The organism is Solwaraspora sp. WMMB335 (assembly GCF_049179075.1).
Lineage (GTDB): Bacteria > Actinomycetota > Actinomycetes > Mycobacteriales > Micromonosporaceae > Micromonospora_E.
In genome coordinates this window covers 680,138-705,837 of record NZ_JBMHMF010000001.1, presented here as the reverse complement: position 1 = coordinate 705,837, position 25,700 = coordinate 680,138, and the positions used below count along the sequence as shown (strand labels likewise).

General features: G+C 71.0%; 1 protein-coding gene (cut by a window edge). It reads left to right on the top strand.

The window, feature by feature from the left end; translation table 11 throughout:
* On the top strand, positions 1 to 25,700 hold the 3' portion of the coding sequence (locus ACN27F_RS02850) for a hypothetical protein (RefSeq protein WP_421430992.1). It extends 6,568 nt beyond the left edge of the window; the window shows 25,700 of its 32,268 coding nt (coding positions 6,569-32,268); the start codon falls outside the window, past its left edge; it ends in the stop codon at positions 25,698 to 25,700.

The following is a 25,700-nucleotide window of genomic DNA, read 5'->3' as shown; positions in this document are numbered from 1 at the left end:
GTGGTGCCGTCCGGGCGACCGACGCGTGGTACCACGCCGATCCGCCGGCGCTGTCGCGTGGGCCGGTGCCGGACGGGGACCTGCGGTTGTCGCACCGGGACCGGCAGAACGTGGCTCGGTTGTACGAGCTCGCGCGGGATCTACGGCGTGTCGGTGATCCGAGGTACGGTGCCCGTGCCGATCTGGACGGCGAGCAGGTCCGCAAGAAGACCGTTGTGCTGCTGGACAGGCTGGGTCTGCGTCGTGAGCAGGATCCGGAGGGCCGACGGTGGACCGCGGTCGCCGCCGATCTGGACGCCCGGTACCGCTACCCGGTGCGGGACGACGCCGAGCTGTCGAGGTTGCGGGAGATCCCGCTGATCGGCCCCAAGCCGCGCGGTGCCTCGCGGCGGGTGCTCGCCGAGCACTTGGCGCAGGCCCGCAGCTCCGGCAAGCAGACGTTGGCCGGGCAGTTGTGGGACGCGGTGGGCACGGACACCGCGCGGGTCGGCCGGTACCGGTTCGATGTGCGCGAGGACGGTCTGGTCAAGGTGTTCCTCCCGGATCGTGGTGACCGCTTCGTCATGCGGGTGACCTCGGAGGATCTTGGCGCCGGAGCCCGGGCGCAGCTGCGGCTCGCTCCGGACGATCTGTGGCACGCCGCTGTCGGCAGCCACCGGGAACAGCCGCACCAGCTCAGGGTCGATTCGGCCCAGATGGCGCATCCAGAGCTGTTGGCGGAGGTGCTGGCCTGGGCGGCCGACCAGTGGACGACCGCACGGGTATCGACGGGTTTGCGAGCCGACGCGGTGTGGCGGGGAACCGATCACGATGCCGTCACCATGACCGGCGCGGTGCACCTGCCCTCCGGTGACACCGCCGCGGACGCTGCCCGCAGCCGAGCCGTGTCGATGATGACGGGTGTCGATGGATGGCAGGTGCTCGTCGTCGACGGGTACGACCCGCACACCGGCACCGTCAGCCGTGGTGTCACCCGTCTGGACGGTGACGGTCGGCCAACGACCGGTGTGGACAGCATGACCGAGGAGCAGCTCGTCGACTGGTGGGCGCAGCACCCGTCGCGTCGGGAACAGCCGTTGGTCCTGGTGCTCAACCGTGGAGCCAGTCTCGCCTCCGGGGCCGGGGCGCTGGCCGGCCGGTTCGCCCAGCGTTTCGGCCAGGGTGTGGTCGCCAGCGTCGACGACGTTCTGCTCGACACAGACGGGCACCTGCGCGCGGTGAGTCTTGGCCGGCTGCCCGACCGTTCGGCCGACCCCACCGACGTTACGCCCAGCACCTGGGTGTACTTCCCCGCCGGTGGTGGGCCGCGCCAGCTGATGGGCGGCGACCTGGCCGACGCGATCGCTGCCGCCGCCGCACCACCACCACCACCGTCGTCGCCGCCGTCGTCGCGGGCGGTCGGTCCCGGCGTGCCCGTGGTCTGGACCGGCCCAGCCGTCGTGTCGCCGCCGGCGACCGGACCCGGCCCTCACCTGTACGAGGACGGCGCGGGCGTGATCCACGTCAGCGAGCCGGGCACCGTCGTCACGGCCAGCTGGCGTGCGCTCACGGTCGGCCCGGCGCCGGCCGGGCAGGTGTGGCATCCCACCGCGACCGCGAGCGCGGTTCCCCACCTGGCCGTGCAGTGGCTGGTCGACGGGGCGTCCGCCGATGGCCTGCGGGTCGACGAACTCGATCCAGCCGGCCTGCAAACCGCTGCGGCGCAGGTGACCCACCAGCGGCTCGCCGGACCGCGGTCCGCCCGGTTCATGGTCGATCAGCTACGCCGGGACATGTGGCGGCGCCTGGGCCAGCCGCCCGCCCTGCGCGTCGGGTCACCCGACGACGACGCCGGGCACTCCGACACCGATGCGGGTGCTCCGGCCCGGCGGCGCCCGCTGCCCACCGGCACCGACATCGTGGCGGTTGGGCGGGACCGGCGGATCCGGGCCGCCCGGGTTCAGCCCGACGGCAATGTCCTGGTCTACCAGCCAGGAGAACACACCTCGTCGACCACCGTGATGACCCGCGACGAGTTCGTGCCGGACAACGACGGCTGGTATCTCGTCCGCGAGCCCGCCCCCTACCCGAACATGGTGTACCCGTCCTACGCGCCCACCGGCATGGCGTCCGGCGCCGAGGCGGACCACACCCTTGGTCCCGCGATCTACCCCAAGCGGGTCAAGCCGCACGAGCAGCCGGATGACGGTGAAGACAGAGCGGGATTCGAGGTGATGGGAACCGAGGTCCGGATAAACCCGCTGTGGATGCCGCTGGACGAGTTCGTGCCGCAGGTGTACTGGAACCGGCCCGACGTGAATTGGCAGTACATCGTGACCGAGAGCGGACAGGTTTTCGTCGGCTCCGAGGAGGCGTTCTCGGCGCTGCTGCGCGACGAACGGGACGCCCTGCTGGCCGCGAGGCCCGGCCTCACCGAGGCGCAGCTACGCGCGGAACTGGATAACCTGGGGCACACCACCATCGGCGCCCGTTTCCGAACCGTTGTCGAGGAACCGGGCCGCGCCTACGCGAACCGTCTGCGGGTCGCTGGCGAGTTCCACCGGGATCCTGAGACCGGACTGTGGGAGGCCAACGACCAGTCCGGCCGGTACATGAGCCTGGACGTCCGGGAGGACGTCACACCGGAACAGGCCGAGCGGTGGGTACGCACAGCAGCACAGGAACTGGCCAACCAGGTTGGTGAACCGTTCCGCGCCGTCACGATCAAGCACATCCGGCCGCAGGTGACCGAAATCGACACCGACCTGAACGACCAGGCTTCCGGGCCCTCCGGCCGGCCGGCGCCGGACAACGACCGCCGTACCGTCGTGCGGTACCAGCTGTCGGCGACCCACAAGCAATGGAACACCCTCGTCCGCGTCCACCTCACCAGCGGTCCGGACATCTCACCACAACAGCTGGCGCAGATCCGCGGCGACGTCGTGCGAGGCGTCGAAACCGAGCTCAACCTGCCGAAACACAAACTCCAGGTGGACGCGCAACGGCCGGTCCTACGTGTCCGGGTCCAGTTCGTCGACACGGCGGAGCACGCACACGCCGCGATCACCGTCGTCCCGGCGGACCCGGACACACCACAGCTGACCCAGACCATCTGGCGGCCCGGCCGACCGCCACGCGACTACGCCGACACGATCGCACGCTACCTCGGCGCCGGCCCTCTCCCACCAGACGGACTGACACCAGCGAACCTCGACCAACTCATCGCCGCCCACCGCCGCCACCACACCACACGACAGGACACCGCGCGGGTGTGGGCGGCGGCGCTGCGCGACGAAGCGGACACGTGGAACACGATCGAGCAGGACACGGCGGACGCGTGGACCACAGCCGAACGACAACGGGTCAACGAGGAAACCACGCGGGCGTTGACGGCGGCGCTGGCTGACGAAGCAGACACGTGGAACACGATCGAGCGGGAGGTGGCAGACGCGTGGGCGGAAGCTGAACAGCAGCGGGTGAGCGAGGACACCGCGCGGGTGTGGGCGGCGGCGCTGCGCGACGAAGCGGACACGTGGAACACGATCGAGCAGGACACGGCGGACGCGTGGACCACGGCCGAACGACAACGGGTCAACGAGGAAACCACGTCGACCAGCATCGGGCAGGAGCCGCACGCGGCGAACACGCCGCAGTCGGTGGTTGATCCGGCACCGGTCGCCGACCCGGTGGCGGACTGGCGGGGTGGGCGGTTCTTCTCGGGTGACTCGGTGGTGTCGTTCGAGGTGAACAGTGTCGATGGGCGGGTTCGGCGGCCGGACGGGGTGGAGGTGCCCGGTACCGGGTGGCGGGTGGTGGCGGATGGTTTCCTGCATCCGCCGTCGGGCACGGTGATCGGTCGGGACGGTACGGTCCGGGGTGTGTCGGCCGAGGCGGTCGTCGCTGCTCTGGGGGGGACGTCGGGATCGCAGGGGAGGTTGCGGCTGGTCGATACCGGGGTGCTGTTGTCCGGGGAGATCATCGCGCTGATGCTCGATCCGGTCGTGTTCATGCTGCGGGACATCGTCCCGGCACCGCCGCGCAACCCGATGCCGCCTGCCGCTTCTGCGGAGAGCGTCACCATGCGCGACTTCCACGCCGGCGTACAGACCGATACTCGGGATTCGGCGGCGACGCTACGCGCACCGGTGGAAGACCTGATGATGGGGCGGCGACTGGAGGGGCTGTCGCCGGCCCTGCCGGCTGATGGCGGGTCGACCGAGCCGCCGAGCACGGATCAACAGCCGCGAGGCTCGGACCGGGTTTGGGCGATCGTCCGGTTCGCCGACGTCATCTGGGTTCGGCCGCCGGGCGTACCGGCGAGTGTGATCGCGGCGGAGCTCGCCGAGCCCGCTGCCGGTCGACTCCGGTTGTACGTCGGTGCGCCGGGGCACCAGCCACCGGACGCGGTCTGGGCCGATCTGCGGGCGTGGCTCGACCGGCTGTCGGATGGGGAGTTGACCCGGCTGCACGTGCGGGAGTTGGTCGGTGAGCGGCCGGACCATCACCGGCCGGAGGATCGGGCCCTGGTCGACTACCATCGGCAGGCCGAGCGGATCGGCGGGCAGCTGAGCGCCGTGCCGACCCGGGCTGAGCTGCGCCGGGCCGTGGGCGACCTGTTCGCCTACCTGACCGGGCCAGAGGGCAACCCGGTGTCGCACGTCGACACCGGTCAGCCGAGCCCGGGGCACGTTCCCGCGCCGCGGCTGGTCACCGGCGAGCAGCTCAACGGCTTGGACGGTGGCTTCGACCGCAAGTCGTGGCGGGTGTTGCTGGCCGACCGGGTGACCTCCTGGGCGGCCGTCGTAGGCACGCTGCGCCACGAGTGGGTGCACGTCGAGCAGCACTTCGCGATCGCCCGCTACCTGGCCGTCACCCACCGAACGGTCGCGGAGCTGAGGACGGTCTTCGACACCGACGAGGACGCCGTGTTGCAGGCTGCGGTGGACAATCCGATGATCCCGGGCACCCCTGAGTACGAGTACGCCCGGGAGTTGTACGAGTCGCTGTTGGGCGACGATGCGCAGGTGCGCCGTCGGGTCGAGGCGGTCGAGCGGGACCGGCGTCGGGACGTGGAGCGGGTCCAGGCCCGGTACGACGCCGCAGTGGCCGATTCGTCCGCCGGGCTGCGCGACCGGCTGCGGCTCGCCATCGATCTGATCCAGGCGCGGGCGGCGCACTGGGCGGCTCTGGCGGAGTTCGCCGCGCTGCCGCTGGAGGCGCCGGCCATCGAAAGCGAACGGCATCTCGACCGGCTTTTCGCACCGCGGCGTGGCTACCCCGACCTGTCGCTGGCCGCTGAGGTCGCCGCGGCCGACGGGGCGCAGGTCATTGACGGGGACCAACCGTCCGGCGTGGGGGTCGCCGCCGTCGACGGCGACGTCGTCGCCAGTCCTGGTGGTCCGGCGCGGGGTCCGGTGGCGGTGCGTTCCCCGGTGTCGACTCCGCAGCAGCCTGGTCCGTCGGCCGTGGAGACTTCCCGGCCGGCGTGGTGGCGCGCGTACACGGTGGCCAAGGCCCCTGACGGCTCGTACGTGGTCGCCCGGGTGCGTCCGGACGTCCCCGCTCCCGGACATACCGGCTACGAGATCATCGGTCCGGACGGCCGGCCGCGCGGCAGCTTTGAGTCGAAGACCGTGGAGGAGGATGGGGCGAGTACCGGGGGCGAGCACGGCTATGTCGAGACGTGGCGGCTGCGGAACAATTCGGAGCTTGCCGGCGCGCTGCACCTGAACACCTGGTTCGTGACCCAGCACAGTACCAAGGCGAGCTTCCGGTCCGGCAGCGTGGTCAACCACAAGGTGGACAAGGTTCGTCAGGGCACGTATCGGATGCGGGTGCTACCCGGCACACGGCGTTCGGGCGACGGGGCGCGTACCTACGAGATGCCGCGGCAGGAGGCGAACCGGGCGGCGCGGGCGCAACTGGAGCGGATGGGGTGGACGCTCGCCCCGGACGGGGGTACGGCGACAACGGCACCGTTCTTCCATGCCTGGGAGCGGGGCGACCGGGTCGGCTGGGTGCCCACCTCGGTCGACGGGGTGCGGCTCGACGTGGTCACGGAGACCCTGTCGGACGGGAGCCGCCGGGAGGTGTCCGGGCGACAGGTCGACTCGAACACTTTCCAGATCGTCGACCCGGACGATGGCCGGGAAATCTACCGGCTGTTCGCCACGGTCGGGCCGGAGGGCAGCCGGGAGTGGATGGGCGGTGTGCTGTCCCCGCCCGCCGCACGGTACTTCTACCGATTGGCCAAGGAGCTTGGCTGGACCTCGGCCGATCAACCTCGACCGGACCATACCGGCCAGAGCTGGGGGGACGCCGTGTACCGCCGCTGGCAGCGGGCGCGCCACCGGCTGGACAAGGTGTCCGGTGGCCGTACCCCGGCGGACAAGGCCCTCAGATTCGTCCAGCAGGTGGTCCGCCCCGAGCATCGAATTCGCGATGATCTGCTGCTTCCCGGGTTCGGCGTCTACCGGCAGATCGTCAACGGGCGTCCGGTCACCGTTCGGGCGAGGGTGGCTGAGGACGGCACCGTCCTCGGTGTGCGGCGGCCGGTCCCGCTCGACGAGGCGCTGCTCGAGTTCGACGCGGACGGGATCCTGGCCGAGCTGCGCGAGGCGGAATGGACGATCGTGCCGGGGCGCTTCGGCGTGGTCGACGAGACGGCCCGGCGGGTCGAAATAAACGTCTTCGAGCAGGATGCGCTGCGGACCCTGCGGGAGGCGCAGCAGGTCGGACCCGCCCCGGTGGCGTCGGACGGCCGGCTGGCCACGGCACCGGACGGGTCGTACGTGACGGTCACCCGCCGGCCGGAGAGCGAGGAGATCGCCTACCAGGTGTTCGCGCCGGACGGGGAGCCACGCGGTCGGTACACGGCCCGGGTACGGGCGGGTGACGATCACGTCGAGGCCTGGTCGCTGACCAACGACTCGGATGTCCCCGGCGCGCTGCATCTGGTCACCTGGGACGCGACCCGGCAGACGGACACCGAGTTCTTCCTTTCCACGAACGTGATCAACAGTTCTGTCCGGCGGATCCGTCAGGATGTGTACGGGATGGAGCTGCTCGCCGACCGATCGACCGACGCCGCGCACCACTACCGCGGCCGGCGAGAGGCGGTCCACGACACGGCCCGGCGGCAGCTGGAGAGCGCCGGGTGGACGCTGCCCACGGCCGGTCGGTCGGTGGCACCGGCCGGCCATCGGTGGGCCGGCGACCGGCCGGGGTGGACGCCGGCCGATCCGCGGCTGTCGGTGGTGACCGAAACACTGGACGACGGGCGGAGCCGACCGGTGTCCGGGCGGATGGTGGACGCGAACACGTTTCAGATCGTCGACCCGGTCACCGGGCGCGACGTCTACCGGCTACATGCCAGGTCCGACCAGGACGGCGCTCGGACCTGGACCGGGGATGTGCTGTCGCCGTCGGACGTCCGGTACTTCGACGAGCTGGCCCGGGAGGCCGGCCTGACCGGCTCCACCGACGGGGAGCCGGTCCCGCCCGCACCGGCCCAGGCTGTCGCGTACGACCTGGTGCGGCGGGTCGTCGACCCCGCCAACCGGGTCCGCCGCGACTTGCTGCTACCCGGCTTCCAGATGTACCGGGCCGTGGTGAACGGCACCGAGGTGATGATCCGGGCGAAGGTCGACGCCGACGGCGCGGTGGTCCGGGCGATGCGACCGACGCCACTGGACCCGGTCGTGGAGCGGGACCGTCGTCGGAGTGCCCGGCTGCGCCAGCTGTTCGCGCAGGGCTGGACGGTGCGGTCCGGTGAGCCGACGGTCGACCCGCACCGCCGGCAGGTCGTGGTTGACCTGTTCGACCCGTCGTCGCTGATCGAGGTGGATCTCGCCGCAGCGGTCGCCGCCACCGAGGCGGGCGGCACCGGCTCCGATTTGGCCAGCCCCGGCTCCGTGCTGGCCAGCCCAAGGGATCCACAGGAGGGCATGGTGCCGGTCGGGCGGACCGGTGAGCAGCCGTCGCAGTCGCCTGGGGTGCCGCAGATCACGGTGAGTCACGTCGATGACGAGCCCAGTCAGGACGTCGTGTCGGGTGCTGGTCGTCGGGAGGTTCGGCCGAGGCGGGATTCGGACGTCGAGTCGTCGCCGGGGGCGCGTCGGGACACTGATGATTCGGAGGGTGGCGACGCTGAGTCGCAGCGGGGGCGGGGGGTTCGGCCGCGTCGATCCGCGCCGACCCTCGGTGGGCAGGACGCTGTGCTTTCCTCGGACAACGACTATCCCAGCGATTCGGAATACTCCGCCGGGCAGGGGTCTACCGGTTCCCGGGGCCGCCATGGTCGGGTGCGTCAGCGTGGTCACGTGGATCCGTCGTCGGTGGATGCGTGGAGTCGGTCGCCCACTCCGTCGCCGGCGCCGTCGAACCGGCGTCGGCGTCCGAGCCGGATTCCGTCGATGGAGTCGGGTCTGACCGATTCGCAGCCGTCGGAACCCGGTGGTGGGCCGCCGTCGCCCACGCCGACGGAGCGGGTGGAGCCGCAGCATGTCCTGCCGTGGTTCGCCGAGGAGGGTATGGACGGTGACTCGTACGTTCAGCATGTGATGCCGTTCGCTGATCCCGACGTGGTGGTCGTGCCGCGGGGCGGTACCCGTACGGCGGCGGTGGTGGCGGCGGAGCGTGCGGCGTTGGATACCGCGGTGGACCGCATCATGGCGGTGTACGGCCATCCAGAGGAGGCGGCTCTGCGGCGGAGGCTTCGTACGGTGCTGCGTGAGGAGTTGGCGAGCCGTGACCCTACCCGTTGGACGGTGTTGTTGCGTGAGGGGCTGGTGGTCGAGGCGGGTGGCCACTGGGCGGTGATCCGGTTCGGCACGAGCAACCATGAGCACGCCGAACATCTGGATGTGGGTGCGCATGCGGGTCGGAGTTGGGTGACGCAGAACACCAGCCGTTACGGGGATACGACGACGAAGGACGCCACTGTTCGGGACGTGGGGCATCAGGGAGATTTCGGGCCGGAGGGTCTTCTTCGTGGGGTGACGAACACCCTGGGTCTGCTGGCCGGCAAGGTCGGGCTGAAGGTGGGCCGTGGCGGTGGCCTGCACCGGGGTGTGGCGCACGAGGTGCAGTCGGGTTCCCGGTCGCTGCCCGGCGAGATGGACGTGTATTTGGCTGATATCAGTGTCGCGGTGGAGCGTGACGGCACGTTGCTGCCGGAGCGCGCGGTACTGGAGCGGCATGTGGTGGTGGGCTATCCAGCGGCGTTCGCCCGGCTGGAGGACGCGGCGAAGTACGGCGAGTGGCGGAACGTGGTCGAACCGAGCGCGTTGTTCGAGGTCGGCCATACCCTGAACGCGTTCAACGTGGAGCCGCTGCTCACCCGACTGGCCGACCGGCTGCGTAACACCAATTTCTCGCGTTTTCGTATCTTCCGGATGCAGTCGGTGGGCGACAGCGCCAAGCGGGCCGAGACGCTGCGGGAGATTCGCGGTGAGTATGTGAACGAGAAGGGGTTCAAGGACCGGAGCCGGTTCGTCACCACGGGTTCCTACGTGTCGAACGAGATCGAGATGCCGGATGGGACGAAGGCCACTCTGCTGACCCGGGCGACCTTGCGGCGGGTGGCGCATGTCGGGGGGGCGCCGGTCAATCTTCGCGATGACCAGGCGTCCACGTACACGGTCAAGGGCGGACGGTCGCGTGGGACGAAGGCCGCGGCGAAGTTCCCGCTGGATTTTCTCCTGCTGAAGTCCCTGTCGGTCTCGCTCACTCCGCTGAGTGTGCAGGTGGAACGGACCTTCGGCTACACCCTCGCGCAGCAGGTGCAGGCGAAGACGGCTTTCATGAATGACCGGAAGCGGGGGCAGCAGCGGTACGCGGCCGAGTGGGACGTGGAGATCCGGCTCTTGTCGGCTGATCGTGATTTGGGTCCGCCGGTCAGGGCCACCACGATGAGTGAGTTGGCGATCGCCCACGAGGACGCCGCCCAGTTCGAGCACCGTGCTCTGGGTGCGGTGATGACGCCGAGTCTCGTCGACGACGCCACCGCCACCGTGTTCGGCCCGGCGGGTGTCGCGCGCCGGGCCGACGGCGACGACACGGCCGCGTCGGCGAGGTTCGAGTGGGATCCGAGCTGGCCCGGTGTGCATCCGAACGAGTTGCGGGACCATCTGCGTGGCATGACGCGGCCCTTCGCCGTGGCGTGGCGGGGCGGCAAGTACCTGTACCACGCGGTGGTCGACAACGTGCGGGACTACTTCACGACGCAGACCGATCCGTTCACCGAGGGCAACCAGGTCACCAGCGTCGAGGAGTTGGAGGCGTACGCCGCCAGGCATGGTGCGACCCAGGTGCACGTGCCGGCCGAGGTGGCTGCTCTCGCTGACTGGCGCAGGCTGGCCGGTGACCCTCGGATCACGGTGATCACCGAACCGTCCGTGCTGGCGATCCCCCTGCCGGACCAGACACCGCTGCGGTTCATGGTGGGCGACGACGGCGCGGTCCTCGGCGCGTTCGGCTACCACGGGGTCGATTTGCCGCACCGGTGGATGCCGCAGACCGCGCCGGCGCCCGAGCGGCCGCCGGCGCGGCCGAACGACCCGTTCACCGCGGTGCACCCGGTGCGCACCGTCGACCAGCTCGTCGCCTACGCCCGGAAGTTCGGACCGGTGCAGGTCTACCTGCCTGCGGAGGTTGCCGTGCCGCCGCAGTGGCGGGCGCTCGCCGACGAGTCCCCACCGCAGGTGCGGGTGATCCGCGCCGCGTGGGATGGCCGGGCCGTTCCGCTGCCGCAGGGCCAGACGCGGCTGCGGTTCCTCGTCGACCACGACGGTGAGATCATCGGTGCGTTGGACGGGTTCGTCGACGCCGACGGCGGTGTGGCGAACCCGCAGCGGTGGCTGACCCCGTTGCGGCGCGAGGAGTCGCCGGCGGTGGCGGCGACACCGCCGGCGACTGCACCGCTGGGCACCGCGCCGACGGGCGACACCTCCCGGACGGCGGCCGACACGGCTCGCACGGCGGTCGACGGGCGGCGTCCGTTCACCGCGGGCAATCCGATCCGTAACGCGACGCAGTTGTTGGCCTTCGCCCGGCGGCACGGTCCGGTGCAGGTCGATCTGCCGGCCGCGATCGTCGATCAGCCGCAGTGGCATGCGCTGCGGGAGAGTCCGGACTCGGTGCGGGTGCTGACGCTGCCTCCGGCCGGGCGCGGTGCGGCGACGGCCGACCAGACGCCGTTGCGTTTCATGGTGGACGACGACGGGGCGATCAGCGGCGCGCTCGCTTTCGAGACTCTGGCCGACGGCCTGACGATCCCCACCGTGTGGCATCGTCCGGTTCCGTCGACGCCGCTGGGCGACGATTCGTCACCGACTTCGGATCCGTACGAGCCGCCGGAGCTGGCCAGCCGTAAGGCGGTGTGGCCGGCCAGGGTGAAGGAGGTACCGGGTGCCGACGAGGTGTTCTTCGCCGCGTTGACCACCCTCATGTCGATGGTTGCCGATCCGTCGTACGGTGTGCGTCACCTGCTGAGCCAGGAGAGCTACACCAAGGTGCTGCGTGAGCTGGCGATCCGGTTCGGCGCACCCGGCCTGCGCGCGCGGTATGTCGACGCGGTGACCGGCGGTATCGACTATCAGCTGGCACTGGGTGACTACGTCTTCGAGGTGTCCGCTTCGACGTTGATCGAGAATCTGCTGCGTCCTTCGGTCGAGGTGCCGGGGATGTCGATCGACGTGCAGAACAAGACCGCGTTCGCGGCCGATGTCGGTGAGTCGAAGGGCTGGGCGGTCGACGGGGAGGTCGAGTTCGGCGGTCACCCGCACCTGCCGCACGGGTACCTGGTGGACGTCAACGGCCGGTATGGCGCCGGGTATGGACGTCACCGCAGCGCGCAGACCACCACGGGCAGCAAGATGTACTTTCGGGAGCGGCTCAACGGCACCGCCCGACGGTTCGACTACCGCACGCCGTGGGGTGTGTACGGGGCGGTACGCCGCAGCGACGTTCTGCACTCGCGGGCGACTCCGACGTTCCTGGACGATGCGCGGTTCTGGACGCCGCTGTGGGTGCCGTCGCAGTACCTGCCGGTACAGCCCGGCAAGCCGGGTGCGCCGGCGCCGGAGCCGGTGCTGGAGGTGAAACGGTTCTCGCCGCACTCCAACCGGGCGGTGATCGACCAGGCGCTGGCCGGCCAGCGCGAGTGGCGGATGCCCTCCGGCGCGTTGTCCGGGTTGGCGGCGATGCTGCACGGCTCGCAGTTCCTCACCCTGACCGCCGGCGACCTGGTGCGCCGCCACGGCGGTGAGGATCCGGTCTATGAGCGCTCGGACATTCCGATCGAGATCCGTGAGGAATTGGCGACGACGAACATGCCGGGCCGGTTCGAGGAGATGATCTCGGATGATCCGGCGGTCATCGTGCTTGCTCCCAAGGACGGGTGGAACCGCGCCCTCACGGTCAAGCTGCGGATGTTCAACCCCCGGTACGAAGGTCGGCGGGACGCCTCCACCGAGGACTATCTGGAGACCGACGGCCGGTACAGCGTCGTGCGGGGATCCGAAACCAAGATCGCGGAGCTGGGCGTGGGGCTGCCCGGACTGGCGAAGATTTTCGGCGAGCACGGCGAGGAACACCACGACAGCGAGGAACACGGCGCGGATTCCGATCACTCCGGGCTTGATCATGCCACGGCCGGGCATTCCGGATCCCATCTGCTGCCCCGCCAGCGTGGCGGTACCAAACCGCCGCCGACCGGTGGCGGGACCCGCACCGGCGACGTCGCCGACGGGGGCGCGTTCAGTAACCGAATCTTCTGGACGCCGCCGCGGCCGGCGTGGGAGAAGGCCACGGGCGAGTCCCGTAACGAGGTTGGAGGCAATCTGACCATCGCCATGGCCGGCTACGCCCCGGAGGGCTACCGCAACCGGGCCGACGCGTTCTACGAGCTGACCAGCTACCGGTGGAAGGACACCGGTGAGGTATCGACGGAGCAGGACCACCTGTGGATCGGCGGAGGCGCGCTGCTGGCCGCCCCGCACGTGGCCGCGACCGACCTGAACTTCACGGTGCCCGACGGTGAGCGAGCGGACGACCCGACGGTCGACGCCACCCCGCAGCAGCAGACAACGACGGGCTACGTCGACGATGACGCCGCGCTGGCGCTCGCCACCCCGATCGATTTCTCGGCACCGGGGCTGGTCACGACGATCAAGGACCTTCTGGTGCGGCACGGTGCGCTCGACCAGGCGCACCGCGACGTACCGACCGACACAATCCGGGGCATCACGAACAAGTTCTCCGACCGGGCGCTGCGTCGCACCGCGACCAACCTCAAAGGCGGCGCGATCGAGCACACGATCACCGTGCCGTGGCGGAACACGACCGGCGAGTTGACGGGCGTCACACGGAAGATCAAGATCCGGGTGAGCGCCGACTGGAAGAAGGGAACCTACCGGCGCTGGCGCTCGGACGCCACGGGCACGGCGGGCGGGCAGTCGTTCGACATCGCCACCGACGCCACCGAGCGGGTCTCCTCGTGGGTGTGGGATCTGGTCAAGATCGTCGGCCGTAGCGTGCACGACCGCTTCCGGTGGGACATCTCCGCCAGCGCCGACCACAAGTCGTTGACGAAGCACGAACACGAACGGACCATCACCAAACGGGACATCCGCCGGGTCGCGGTCCGGGACTCGAAGCAGACGCCGACCGAGGGACCACCGGTCGACGGCCGCTCGGAGGAGTTCACCCACGACCTGGCGCTGCGGGTCGAACTGTTCGACGTCACCGAGGTGCCCGAAGCGGTCCGGGTGGCGACCACGCCGGCGCGGGCGGCGAGGTCGCTGCTGCCCCACCACCGCGCCACCCGGCTGGACGTGCGACCCAAGATCGCCGGGCGGGTCCGGGTGCTGGTGCCCCAGTTCATGGTCAGAGACCACCCGGTGACCCGACCCGACGCGATCTCGCCGTCGCCGAAGATCCCGGAGAAGGCGACATCGCCCACCACGGCCGAAGACTTCACCGAGCGGCTCGCCCGCTACGTCCTGATGATCGACGCACCGCAGGCGTCACGCGTCGCGGCGGCCGCGGAAAGCGCCGCGACGTCGAACCCGCGGTCACGGTCGACCCCGGACCTGCACCCGGCCCGGGTCGACGGCGACATCCTGGCCGTGGCGTTGAGCAAGGCCAACATCCGTGCCAACGGCCCCGACCTGCTGCGGCACAAGCTGAAGGTGCCCTCGATCGACGGCCGCGAGCTACGGCAGGGTTTCCGGGTCACCGGGGGACGGCCGCTCGCGTCGTTCAACGGCACCGAGCTCAACTTTCCGGAGATCGCGGTCGAACCGGAGATCAAGAAAATCCTCGCCAGCGAATGGAAGGGCGACGTCAGCTTCCATCCCCAGCGGATCTTCGGCACGGACGGCGCAGCCGGCGGCGGGATCGGATACGACGGCCACCGTAAGTCCGAGCACGAGCCGACAAGCTCGGCCGGAGACTACATCGAGTCGAACTTCGTGTTCGACACCCAGTTCGTGGTCTACGAGTTCACCGGCACCTTCGTCACCCACGGCACCCGGCAGGCACGGGTACCCGGCCGCATGTACGGCATCCTGCCACGCGACGAGGCCGAGTTCCTCAGCCGCCACCACGGACACATCTTCGCCCACCCGGACGACCCGTCGGTCACCCCGCCACCCAACCGGTCCCTGCCCCCCACCGGCAAAGAGACCCTGCCGCCGGAGCCGGCCAAGACCCGGGAACCGGACAGCCCCCGAACACGGAACACCCAGCAGACACCATGGACGAGGGCGGAGGACGGAGAGTTCCAGCTCCGGCGGGGCACCGCCGCGCCCGACCTGCCGAAGACCCTGATCGTTGGCAGGGCCTCCGGGACCGCCAACCGGTGTCTGCTCGACGCGCTGGCCCAACTGATCCGCAACCACCAGACACGCGATCCGCAACACCCGCGAGACGAGCTGATGACCCCCAGCATGCTGTACCGGTATCTGCTGGGAACCCTGCCCCAGGACAGCGAACTGCGCGCCGACCTCACCGCCGATCGGATGCTCGACGTCTACGATCCGCAGCTGCACGACCTGATCACCACGGCATTCGGCTTCCGGCTGCAGATCCTGCAGAGCACCGACACCCCGGCACGGATCACACCGCACCCCATCAGAGGTGCGACAGGTCCGACGTTCTACCTGCTCCACCGAGCGCTGCACTTCACACCGCTGTGGTCCCGGGAACAACTTGCCCCGGACGAGCGTCGACGCCTGGACCTGGACGAGCGGCGCGCCCAGGAGACCGCGGCGGACGAGAAACGGTACGAGACCCAACGCAGACAACGCGAGCAGCAGGACGCCGAACGTGAACAGCGGCTGAAGCGCGACACGCGGCGAGAAGCGGCGCGATACGAGGAGCAGCGCCGCCACCGCGAGGAGATGGACCACAAGCGAGGCGACCAGGCCGAGCAGGCCCGCAGCGTACAGCGACTGCAGGTAGAACTGGCGGCCATCCGACAGGAGCCGCACGCGGCGAACACGCCGCAGTCGGTGGTTGATCCGGCACCGGTCGCCGACCCGGTGGCGGACTGGCGGGGTGGGCGGTTCTTCTCGGGTGACTCGGTGGTGTCGTTCGAGGTGAACAGTGTCGATGGGCGGGTTCGGCGGCCGGACGGGGTGGAGGTGCCCGGTACCGGGTGGCGGGTGGTGGCGGATGGTTTCCTGCATCCGCCGTCGGGCACGGTGATCGGTCGGGACGGTACGGTCCGGGGTGTGTCGGCCGAGGCGGTCGTCGCTGCTCTGGGGGGGACGTCGGGATCGCAGGGGAGGTTGCGGCTGGTCGATACCGGGGTGCTGTTGTCCGGGGAGATCATCGCGCTGATGCTCGATCCGGTCGTGTTCATGCTGCGGGACATCGTCCCGGCCCCGAGCCGGCGGGGGACCGGCGCCGAACCGTCGCCGCGGTTGCGGGGTGGCGGCTCGGGCGGGTCGCGGCCGACGCTGACGAGCCTGGTGTCGGGCCAACGGGCACCGGGGGTGCGCGGTGGGATGTTCTCCACCCCGGACGGCGTCTACTTCTACCAGCAGGCGAGGCAGGTCGGTTGGACGTCGGCGGGTGACGACCACGTCGCGCAGGTGCTGCACGGGCTGGGGCGGCGGAGCGGGCTGCGATCGGCGGAGGACAAGGCGCGGGAGTTCGTCTGGCACGTCGTCAGCACGGGTTCGCGGGTTCAACCCGACATCGCGATCGACGACTCGCATCTCTACCAGGCCCAGGTGCTCGGTGAGACTGTCCGGGTCCGGGCGAGGGTGGAGGAGGATTCCGCGGGCCGCGCGGTCCGGGTGGTGAGTGCGCAACCACCGCTGCCGCTCGACACCCGGGTGGCCGCCCTGATCGAGGCCGGATGGACGGTGGTGGTCGGCGACCATGGCACCAGTGTCGACCTGGACGCCCGGCGGGTCCACCTCGACCCCGCCGACGAGACGGCGCAGTCGGTGCTGCGTGACGTCCATCAGATCGCCACCGACTCGTTGGGCGCGCCGCACCTGGCCTACACCAACCGGGTCCTGGGGGCGCGGGAACTGGTCGACGAGATTCCGACGTTGGTGGAGCAGGACAACCGTCGGCTCACCAGCGATGAGAGCGGCAGCGTGCTGGACGCCTGGCGACGCCTCGACCGCCGGATGAGTTGGCTCCTGCACACGCCCAGGCCACGCGGACACGAGCGGGTGGGGCAGATGCCCGCCGGACATCACGCCGCGGCCTCCTTCAGCCCTCGGCGTTGGCGATTGCGGCAGCGGTACGACCTGAACGCGGACGTCTCGCGGGACGCGCTGGTGCACGAAAAACTCCACTCCGCGCAGGAGGCGACGCGGGCCCGGTGGCGGGTGATCGAGACCGGCGACCCGACCGTGCTGGAAGACATGATCGACGATCCGCAGGTACGCCGCGAACTGCTGGACGAGCCGGGTAGTCAGCTCGACGCGGCGCAGCGGGCGGTGGCGGCGCTGCTGTCGCGGCATGGGCTGGACCACCCTGACCAGAGTGCGATCTATGAGCTTCTCGCCCGGCGGAGCAAGCTGATGGACCGCGTTCAGCGGTGGTTGACGGCGGCGGACGCCAGCCGTGCCGGTGGTCGGCTCGGGGAACGCGTGTGGCGGGCGGTGAGCCAGGTCGAAACGTTCGCGGCTACGGGACGGGCCCTCTACCTGAGCCTGTTGCACGAGGCCCAGGCCTTCCTGCTCGGCCTGTGGATTCAGGAGGCGGGGTCGGTACACCGTTGGGGCACGGCGGCCGCTCACCTGCCCCCGACCGACGGGTACGACAGCATTCCGTTGGGCACTCCGGACAGGTACCCCCACATGCCGGCCGGGGCTGCTGGCGTCTTCCTGCGGCCGTCGCCCTCGACGACGGCCGCGCCGATCCGGTTGCCGCGCCGCGAGGGCATGCTGGTGGTGATCGAGGTCGCCGACGCCGGCCAGGCCGAACAGGCACTGCGGCGGCTGCGCGACGACGTGCCCGCGGGAACGATGGTGGAGCTGCTGCCCGCCGCGCCGCTGAGCGCCCGACAGGCGGTGGAGCTGGCCGCGGTGCTGGGCGGCGATCGGGTGCTCGCGCTCGACGTCGACCTGGTGGAGCCCTCCGGGGCGGTGGCCGACCATTTCGTGGCCTACAGCGGGGATCACCGTCGCTCCCTCGGCCCAGGAGCCCGCTACTACACCGTGCACACCGAGCCGAGACGGCCCGATCTGGACTTTCAGCCGGTCAGTCTGCGAAGCGTCGGCGCGGGCCGGTATCAGCTGATGCCGGGTTGGCACACGCAGCTGGTCGGTCGCCGGGTGTGGATCGGGCCCGCCGACGAACCACCAGTGGTGCGCGACGACGATCCGCCGGTGGTGATCGGGCTGGCGTCGCGGCAGACCCCGTGGGCGGTGTGGGTGCTCGGGATGTGGATCGGCCGCGCGTTGGCCAGCCATGTCGGCGCCACCACCGAATCGGGATTCGTACGGGTACACCGGCCGGAGCCCCGCCCCGTGGTGCTCCCGACGGCCGCCGACGACCTGCTGCACCCGGTCAGCGAGGCTGAGCGTCGGATCGTCACGGCGGCCTTCGGCGTGGAGTCGATGCTGGACGAGGTCGGCTACGTACCGGAGGATCCGGACGGCCCCGACATCGGTTTTTCCGGTCACGACCTGGTGGCTGGACTGTTGGACACGGCTGGTGTCGCAGCGGCCGAGCAGGACCCGGACGCCGTGGTCGCGGCGCTGGACCGGCTGGCCGGGCGGTTGGCTGCGTCGGCGGCGCCTGCGGCGACTGGGGTCGACGAGCGGACCACCCGGGGTAACCTGCTCGCCGCCGGCTATCTGGCGGCTCGCGCGTACGGGGTGTTCGGGTTGACACCGCAGCGGCTGGCGGCGGCCTACCGGGTGCTGGCCGCCCACCACGCCGACGGCTGGTTCCCCGCCGGGGAGACCGCGCTGGCACGGCTGCTGCGGACCGTCACTCCCGACTGGTACGGCGATGTCGACCCGGTACGGTTGCAGCGGCTGCTGGAGTTGACCGCGGATGCCGGGCGGGACAAGGACGACCTGGCCGAGATCGTCGACCTGGACGATATGTGGTTGTCGATCTGGCTCCGTGATCTCCGGCCGCTCGACCGGGCGGCGGGGATCTGGTCGATGGGCGGCGCCGCAGCCAATCCGGCCCGGTCCGCCGCCGATGAACAGGTCGTCTTCTACCGGGCCGGCGCGGATCTGCTGCCGCTTCCACCGGCCGGCTCACCGGCGCACGCATCGGTCCCGACCGGCCCGGCTCTGCTGGCGCAACTCGGCACGGCGCTGGGTCGCGCCATCGGCCAGCACAGCGGTCACCGGGTCGTGATCCGCCTGGTCCCGGTGGTCGACGAGGCGGTCGACGCTGATCTGGCGGTTCGCCTGTCGGAGGGCGTGACCGCGCTGCGCGGGCGACGAATCGACCAGATGATCCTGGATCAGCCGATGGAATCGCCTGTCGGGTTCCGCACGGCATGGGGTGCGATCCGGTTGGTGGAGCCCGACCGGTTGGCGTGGGCGTTGCAGCGGGGCACCGAGGTGTTGTCCCGGCCGGGGGCTGGTCCCGCCGAGGTGGTCGAGGTCGTGGAGTGGATCGCGGATCTGGTCGGAATGACCCGGCTGCGGGTGGGGGTGTCGACCGACGGTCGGGTGCGTCTGGACAGGTCGCGGTGGTCGGTGCTGGTACCGGTCGACGGCGACCCTGCGGCGCTGTTTGCCGACCTGGTGGCGGCGATGGTCCGGGCCGAGGGGTGGTTCCGTCTGGTGGTGGGTGCTGGTGAGGGTCCGCCGAGACCGGATCAGTTGCGCGCCCGGTGGAACTTCCTCGACTCCCGGCAGGTGCCGAACCTGCCGCCACGGCGGGCGGCGGCGTTGCGTGAGTTGCGCCGGGGTGAGGCTGGTGCGTTCGGGCATGCGGTGACCGACTTGGTCGCCTCGGCCCGGAGTCGGCGGCCCGGCCGGCCGGTGGATCGGCTGCGACCCACCATCGTGGCGCGGGTGCCCGGAGAGACCGGGCTGGTGGAGGTGACCGGTCGGTATCTGGGTGCGAATCGGTTCGTCGCGGTGGATCCGGTCACGGGTCGGGACGCCGAGGTGGTCTTCGTACGGGCGGACGCGGGTCTGTCGTGGCGGATGGAGCCGCTGCGGTTGCGCGGCGGCGTGCCGGGGTTGCTTCCGCAGTTGGTGGGGATGTTGGTGGTGGGCTGGATGGCGCCGGTGGCTCCGCCGGTGGAGCCGGGGCCGCCGGTGGCCGGGCCGCCGCGGGTGGTGGCGAACTACCTGACCCAGTTCGATCAGCAGGTCGGCAACCGGTACGTGTCACCGCTGCCGGTGGCGGGTGCCGCTTCGGACGTGGTGGTGGGTCCGGTAGGGGTCCATGAAGGACAGATCATGGTCGGCCTGCGCTCGCCGGAGTCGGCAGACCTGGAGCGGATGTGGGCGGACCTGGAGCAGCTTCGGGAGCGCGAGACCCGGGTGCTGGCCCGGGTCGGTGCGGCCACCGACGTGAGCCTGATGGGGCTCGAATACGACTTCGACCGGGTCTACCCGATGCTGGAGGAGTTCCTGTACCGGCACGAGTTGGACGGGGTGGACCTGAACCTGGCGGCGGGCGTGTCGATGGATCTGGTGCGTCGCCTTGTCACCGAGTTGCGGGCGTCGTTTCCGCGCGGCTTCGTGGTGGCCGTGTCGGTCCCGCCGCCGCTGCGCCTGGGCCGTGACGGCCTGGCCAACGTCGCGCGGCTGCTGGAGCGGACGGGGTACGACATCGACTGGGTGACGGTGAGTCTCGGACCGGACAGCACCGCTGGGCTGCCGGCCCTGTTCCGAGCCTGGCTGGCGGCGTTGCGGCTGGCGCCGCACCGGCTGATGCTCGCCGTCGGCACCGGCGACAACCGGTTCCTCAACACCCAGAACAGTGCGCAGTACCGTGAGCTGGACAGGCTGCGGCGGGAGCTCGCGGCGTTGTACGCGGCCTACCCGGACGCGGGCGGTATCGTCGGCTCCGACTATCACGCGGCGAGTGACCTGGTGATCGCCGGCGAGCCCGCGCCGTGGCTGTGGCACCGGCAGATGCACCGGGCGCTGAACCCGACCGTGACGCCATCGCTACCGCGGCTGCCGGTGCCGTTCACCGGCGACGCGTTCGTCTCGTTCGGCGAGCCGGCCGTGCGCCTGTTGCGGGCGACCGTGGGGCGGGTGTGGGCGCGCTTCCCGGACGGAGGGGAGGCCTGGGCCACCGGGGTGGTCGTGGACAGCGTCACCGGCAACCTGGTGATGACGGCTGGCCGGGTGCTTTTCGACGCCGCGCATGGTGGTCTGGCCGAGGAGGTGTCTGTCTACTTCCCGGAGCACCGCGTCGACGGCGCGCCGGTCGACGATGGTGTGCGGGTCGACGATGGTGTGCGGGTCGACGATGGCGGGCCGGCGGGGGACGGTGCCCTGGTCCGGTGGCGGGCCCGCCGCTGGAACGTCACGGAGGAGTTCCGGCAGGGCGCGACCCAGCTCGACGTGGGCCTGGTGGCGCTGCGGCCCCGACAGGGCCGGCAGGTGGCCGAGGTGGCCGGGGGCAGCCACCGAGTGCGGTTCGACGACCGGGGTCTGCCCGGCCGTGACTTCCACGCCTTCGGCTACCCGACCGATGCGCCGCAGGCGGGCGGGCCACACGATCGGGCCTCGGGCGATCAGCTGTGGGTGGGCGTGGGACGGACCGAGCTTCCCGCTGTTCTCGGTGTGTCGCAGGACTCGCTCGCGCCGATGGCGGGACTGGTCCTGGGGCCGGGGTTCGGCGGCGGGCCGTGGTTGGCGAACGTGGATCCCGCCACCGGTCGGGGTGAGGTGTTCACGCTCACCGCGGCGACCCGGGACGGTGGTGTCACCCCCGACGGGGAGCGTGCGGCGCCGCGTGCCAGCGGGGTGTGGTTCGGTGCCGCGGTCGAGGCCCTCTACCGGCAGTGGGCCGCCGAGCCGGATCCCGGGCCGGAGGGTTCTGATCAGGGCGGCTTCTTCAGTTCGGTGTGGGTGTGGCTGACCCGGCAACCCGCCGGGCGGGTGACCTCGATCGTGTTCGGCGCCCTGCTGGTCGGGTGGGGGGCGAACGAGTTCTTCGAGGCGGACCAGTTCGACGAGGGGGATCGGGTCGAGCCGCGGGCACCGGCGTTCGTCACCGAGCCACTCCGGCGGGTCGTGTACTTCAGCGTCAGCCGGGAAGGGGCGCCCCTGCTGCCCGAGCCCACGACCGGTGGTCACCGGCTGGTTCCCGTGACGGCTGCGCAGTTCGCCGCCTACATCAGCAGGCACGGGCCGGAGTGGTCGCCGACGACCGAACTGGTCGGCATCAACGCGCCGACCGGCGTCTACCGGCCCGTGATGGAGCGAATGATCGAGCAGGTCACGCATCTGCTCTACCAGGGCGTGGCGGGTGTGGACGACCGACGGAACACCTATCTGGCGTTGGAACCCCCGCTGACTCACACCGCGGGCGAGGCGCTCGCCGAGGCCCGACTCGACCTGGTGGGGGCGCAGGACTGGCAGGGGCACTCGGACCGCCGACGGTGGATGGTGCTGCGGTTCCAGCGTACGGACGCGGCCAGCGTGACGGATCTGATCCGCCCCCACTTGACCGGTGCGGGCGGCGGTGTCTGGATTCACCCGGACGCGGGCGTCCTGCTCCGCCCGTACCGGGGTCAGCTGATGACACCGGAGTCGGTTCAGGCGGTGGCCGCGCTGCGGATGCAGTTCGGGCACACCGGGCCGGTGGCGGTCTTCGAGTCGCAGCTGACCGAGCCGATGAGTGTGAGCTGGTTCTCCGGTGACCCGTCCCGGTTCAGCAGGTACCACGTGTTCCAATTCGACTTCGCCGGCCGGCGCACGTTCCGGGCGCTCGGATACCAGATCTGGTTCTTCCCGGTGTTCGACCCGCAGGGTATCCGGGACGACACCGGTTCGGGGGTGGGGCCGTACCAGCTGAGCCGGGATCGTGACTGGACCACCCCCGGGCAGCAGGCCTACCACTATCTCGGCGAGACCGGGTGGGTGTTCGTGGAGGCGGACACCGGCTGGGGTCTACCCGGACAGCGGGTGCTCTGGCTGCGTCAGCATATGCCGTTTCCGGGCGAGGACCGCGACCGGCGGGACGCACCCGATCTGGGGCCAGCGGGCCTTGTCCCGGCCGACGCGCGGGTCGTGGTGCTGCAGGCACCGGGCCTGACCGGGGTCCTGCCGGCGGAGACCGCGGTTCAGAACCTGCTGGACATCTTCCTGGACGGTGCACTGACGCCGCCGGAGCTGGCGGTACCCGAGCCGTTGTTCCTCGTGGTGCACGCCTGGCCCGGTGGCTGGCTGTCGACAATGGTCCTGGAGTACCGGTCGTCGGTCGACCTGTGGCCGGTGGAGGCGACGTTCGCCGACGTCCCGGCGGATGCGGCCGGCACACCGGCGGTGACGCAGCGGCCGGCCACCGGCTCCGAGGCGGCACAGTGGCATCGGGTACGGTCGGCGCTGCGGGAGATCGCGCGCCGCGCCGACGCGGCCGACTTCGGCAATCGGTGGCGGCGGGCGGCGGAGCTGTTGGACGGCCCGGGGCATCCGGCGCTGGGAGCCCGGGTGCAGCGACTGGTGGATCTGGGCCGGCGGTTGGCTCAGACATACCAGGCGGTGGTGGCACAGCCGGATACCACGGCGGACGGCCAGGCCGTGGCTCCGGCCGATCCGGCACCGCTGTACCGGGCGGTCAGCCACTTCCTGTTCCTCAGCGAACGGTGGGACACCCATGCGGAGACCACGGTGGCCGAGGCCGACCAGCGGTGGTCCACGCAGGACGGGCAGTTGCGGATCGCCGACGCGCCCGGGTGGCAGTGGGCGACCAGGCTGCCGTCCTGGTTGCGGCAGGGCACCAGCGACGGCGCGGGCATGCTGTGCCTGCTGGACTCGCTGGCCCAGCTGCTGCGGGCGTACCGGCCGCAGCGGTACGCCGACGTCGAGGCGCTACAGCTGCTCGAAGCGCTGAAGGCCGCGTTGGGTGCGGCACATCCGGCGGTCCGGGACCTGCGCACCCGACAGGGCGTCGACGCGTACGACCCGGGCCTGCTCGACGCCGTCGCCGCCAACTACGAGGTGCGGGTCCAGCTGGTAGAGCTGCGGGACGGGCGCTGGCAGGCCGGCCTGACCTTCGGCACCGCCGGCCCGCTGCTACTGGTCGGCCACCTGGGCGGCACCTACGTGCCGCTGTTCCTGACCGACACCGCCGCCCTGGCGGACCGGGAACGCCTCGGGTGGACCACCCCGGCCGAGGACAACGCCGCGTCCGTGCAGACCACCACCGACCAGGGCACCGACACGACGGAGGACGTCGACAACCTGCGCAGTTCTTTGGTCGACCGCTGGCTGCGGATGTCCACACGGCACGGGTCCCTGAACCACCGAGTGACTCTCGCCGAGCAGGAGATCGACGCTCGGGCGGCGGCCGAGCAGGCCGGTGCCGGCGCCGTGGCGCGCGAGCGGCTCGACCAGCGGTACGCCGCCTACCGGCGGGCGCGGCTACCGTTGCGAACGCAGCCGGCCTTGCGCGAGTTGACGCCCGGCACGGTCGGTACGGCGATCACCGGCTTCTCCACGACCCAGCTGACCCAGCTGGCCGACCAGCTCACCGCGGTCGAGCAGGCCGCAGCAGAACTCGGCGACGTCGCACCCGAGGTGGCACCACATCCCGAGGCAGCCGCGGTGCAGGTGGACGCCAGCGCGCTGAGCCCGGATCGGGACACCACCGTCGGCGGCGTCCCGATCCGAGCCGACGACGACTGGCCGACCAACGGTCGACTCTGGGTCTACCTGCACCCGACCCGCAGCGTGGTGGCCGACTCACACCCCTTCCACAGCGACGGGTTTGTGCGCCTGCTCGACGTCACCCTCGATCCACCGTGGGCCGACTGGTTGCACCGGCCTCCCTCCGGCGGCGTCCTACCCGCCGCGCTGACCGGACTGTCCACGGCGGCCGACGTGTCGTCGCTGACCACGGTGTCCGGCCCCGACGGGGAGACGACACTCGCCCTCGGCAGCCACGACGGCACACTCCACCTCAGCACCTGGAATCCACCACCGGACACCGACACGGCCGATAGCCGCGTCGACCTGCTGGCCGCGCCCGACCCGGAACCGGCCGCCGCGCCGGAACCGATGGCCTCCGGGCACGGCACCGGCACACAGCTACTGGTGGCGCTGCCACGGCCGGCGGGACCGCCACTACTCGCGGCCGGCGGCCCGGACGGGCGGGTCAGCATCTGGGATCCGTCGACCGGCGACCGGATCGGCCGGCCGGTGGCCGCCCACGACGGCGGGGTGAGCGCGTTGGCGCCCACCGCAGGCGCGGGCGGACAGCCGCTGCTCGCCTCCGCCGGCGGCGACGGTACGGTGCGGTTGTGGCAGCCGCGGCCCGAGTCGGCGCGCCAACGGTGGCCGTGGGGTGGCACCGTGCTGTTGCGCCACGCCGTACTGACCGGTCACACCGCCGCCGTGACCGCCCTGGCCTCGATGACCGGGCCGGCGGAGCCACCACTGCTGGCTTCCGCCGACAGCCACGGCAGCATCCGACTGTGGAGCCTGACCGACGGCGCCTGGACCAGCCGGGAGATCGGCCGACTCACCGCGATCGTGGCGGCGTGGACGGACACCACCGCGCCGGAACAGGGGTGGACCCACGTCGACGCGGTGACGGCGCTGACCTCGCTGAGCCGACCGCAGGGCCCCATACTGGCCTCCGCGGACAGCACAGGCACGATACTTCTGTGGAACCCCCGCACCGGCGTGACGATCCAGCCACCGCTACGCACCCACACCGGCGCGGTGCGGTCACTGACACCGATCTCCCAGCCCGACGGGTCGGCGGATCTGCTCGCCTCCGGCGGCGAGGACGCAACGATCCGACTGTGGGATCCAGCGCGTGCCGACACAATCCTGACACTGCTCGGACCGGCCAGCGTGGCCGCGATGACCTCATGGCGCACCGACGACCGCGTGATCCTCGTCGCCGCCTTCACCAACGGCGAGGCGCGATGGTACGACGTCACCGATCGCCTTGGCGCGGCCGAGTCGGATCGTGAGAACAACATCGAGGCCGCTGATCCGGAGCCGGTGATCGACGAAATCGTTGACCCGGGCAGCAACGAGACCGCCGACCCGAATGACGACCGGACGGACGCCCTGCCGTGA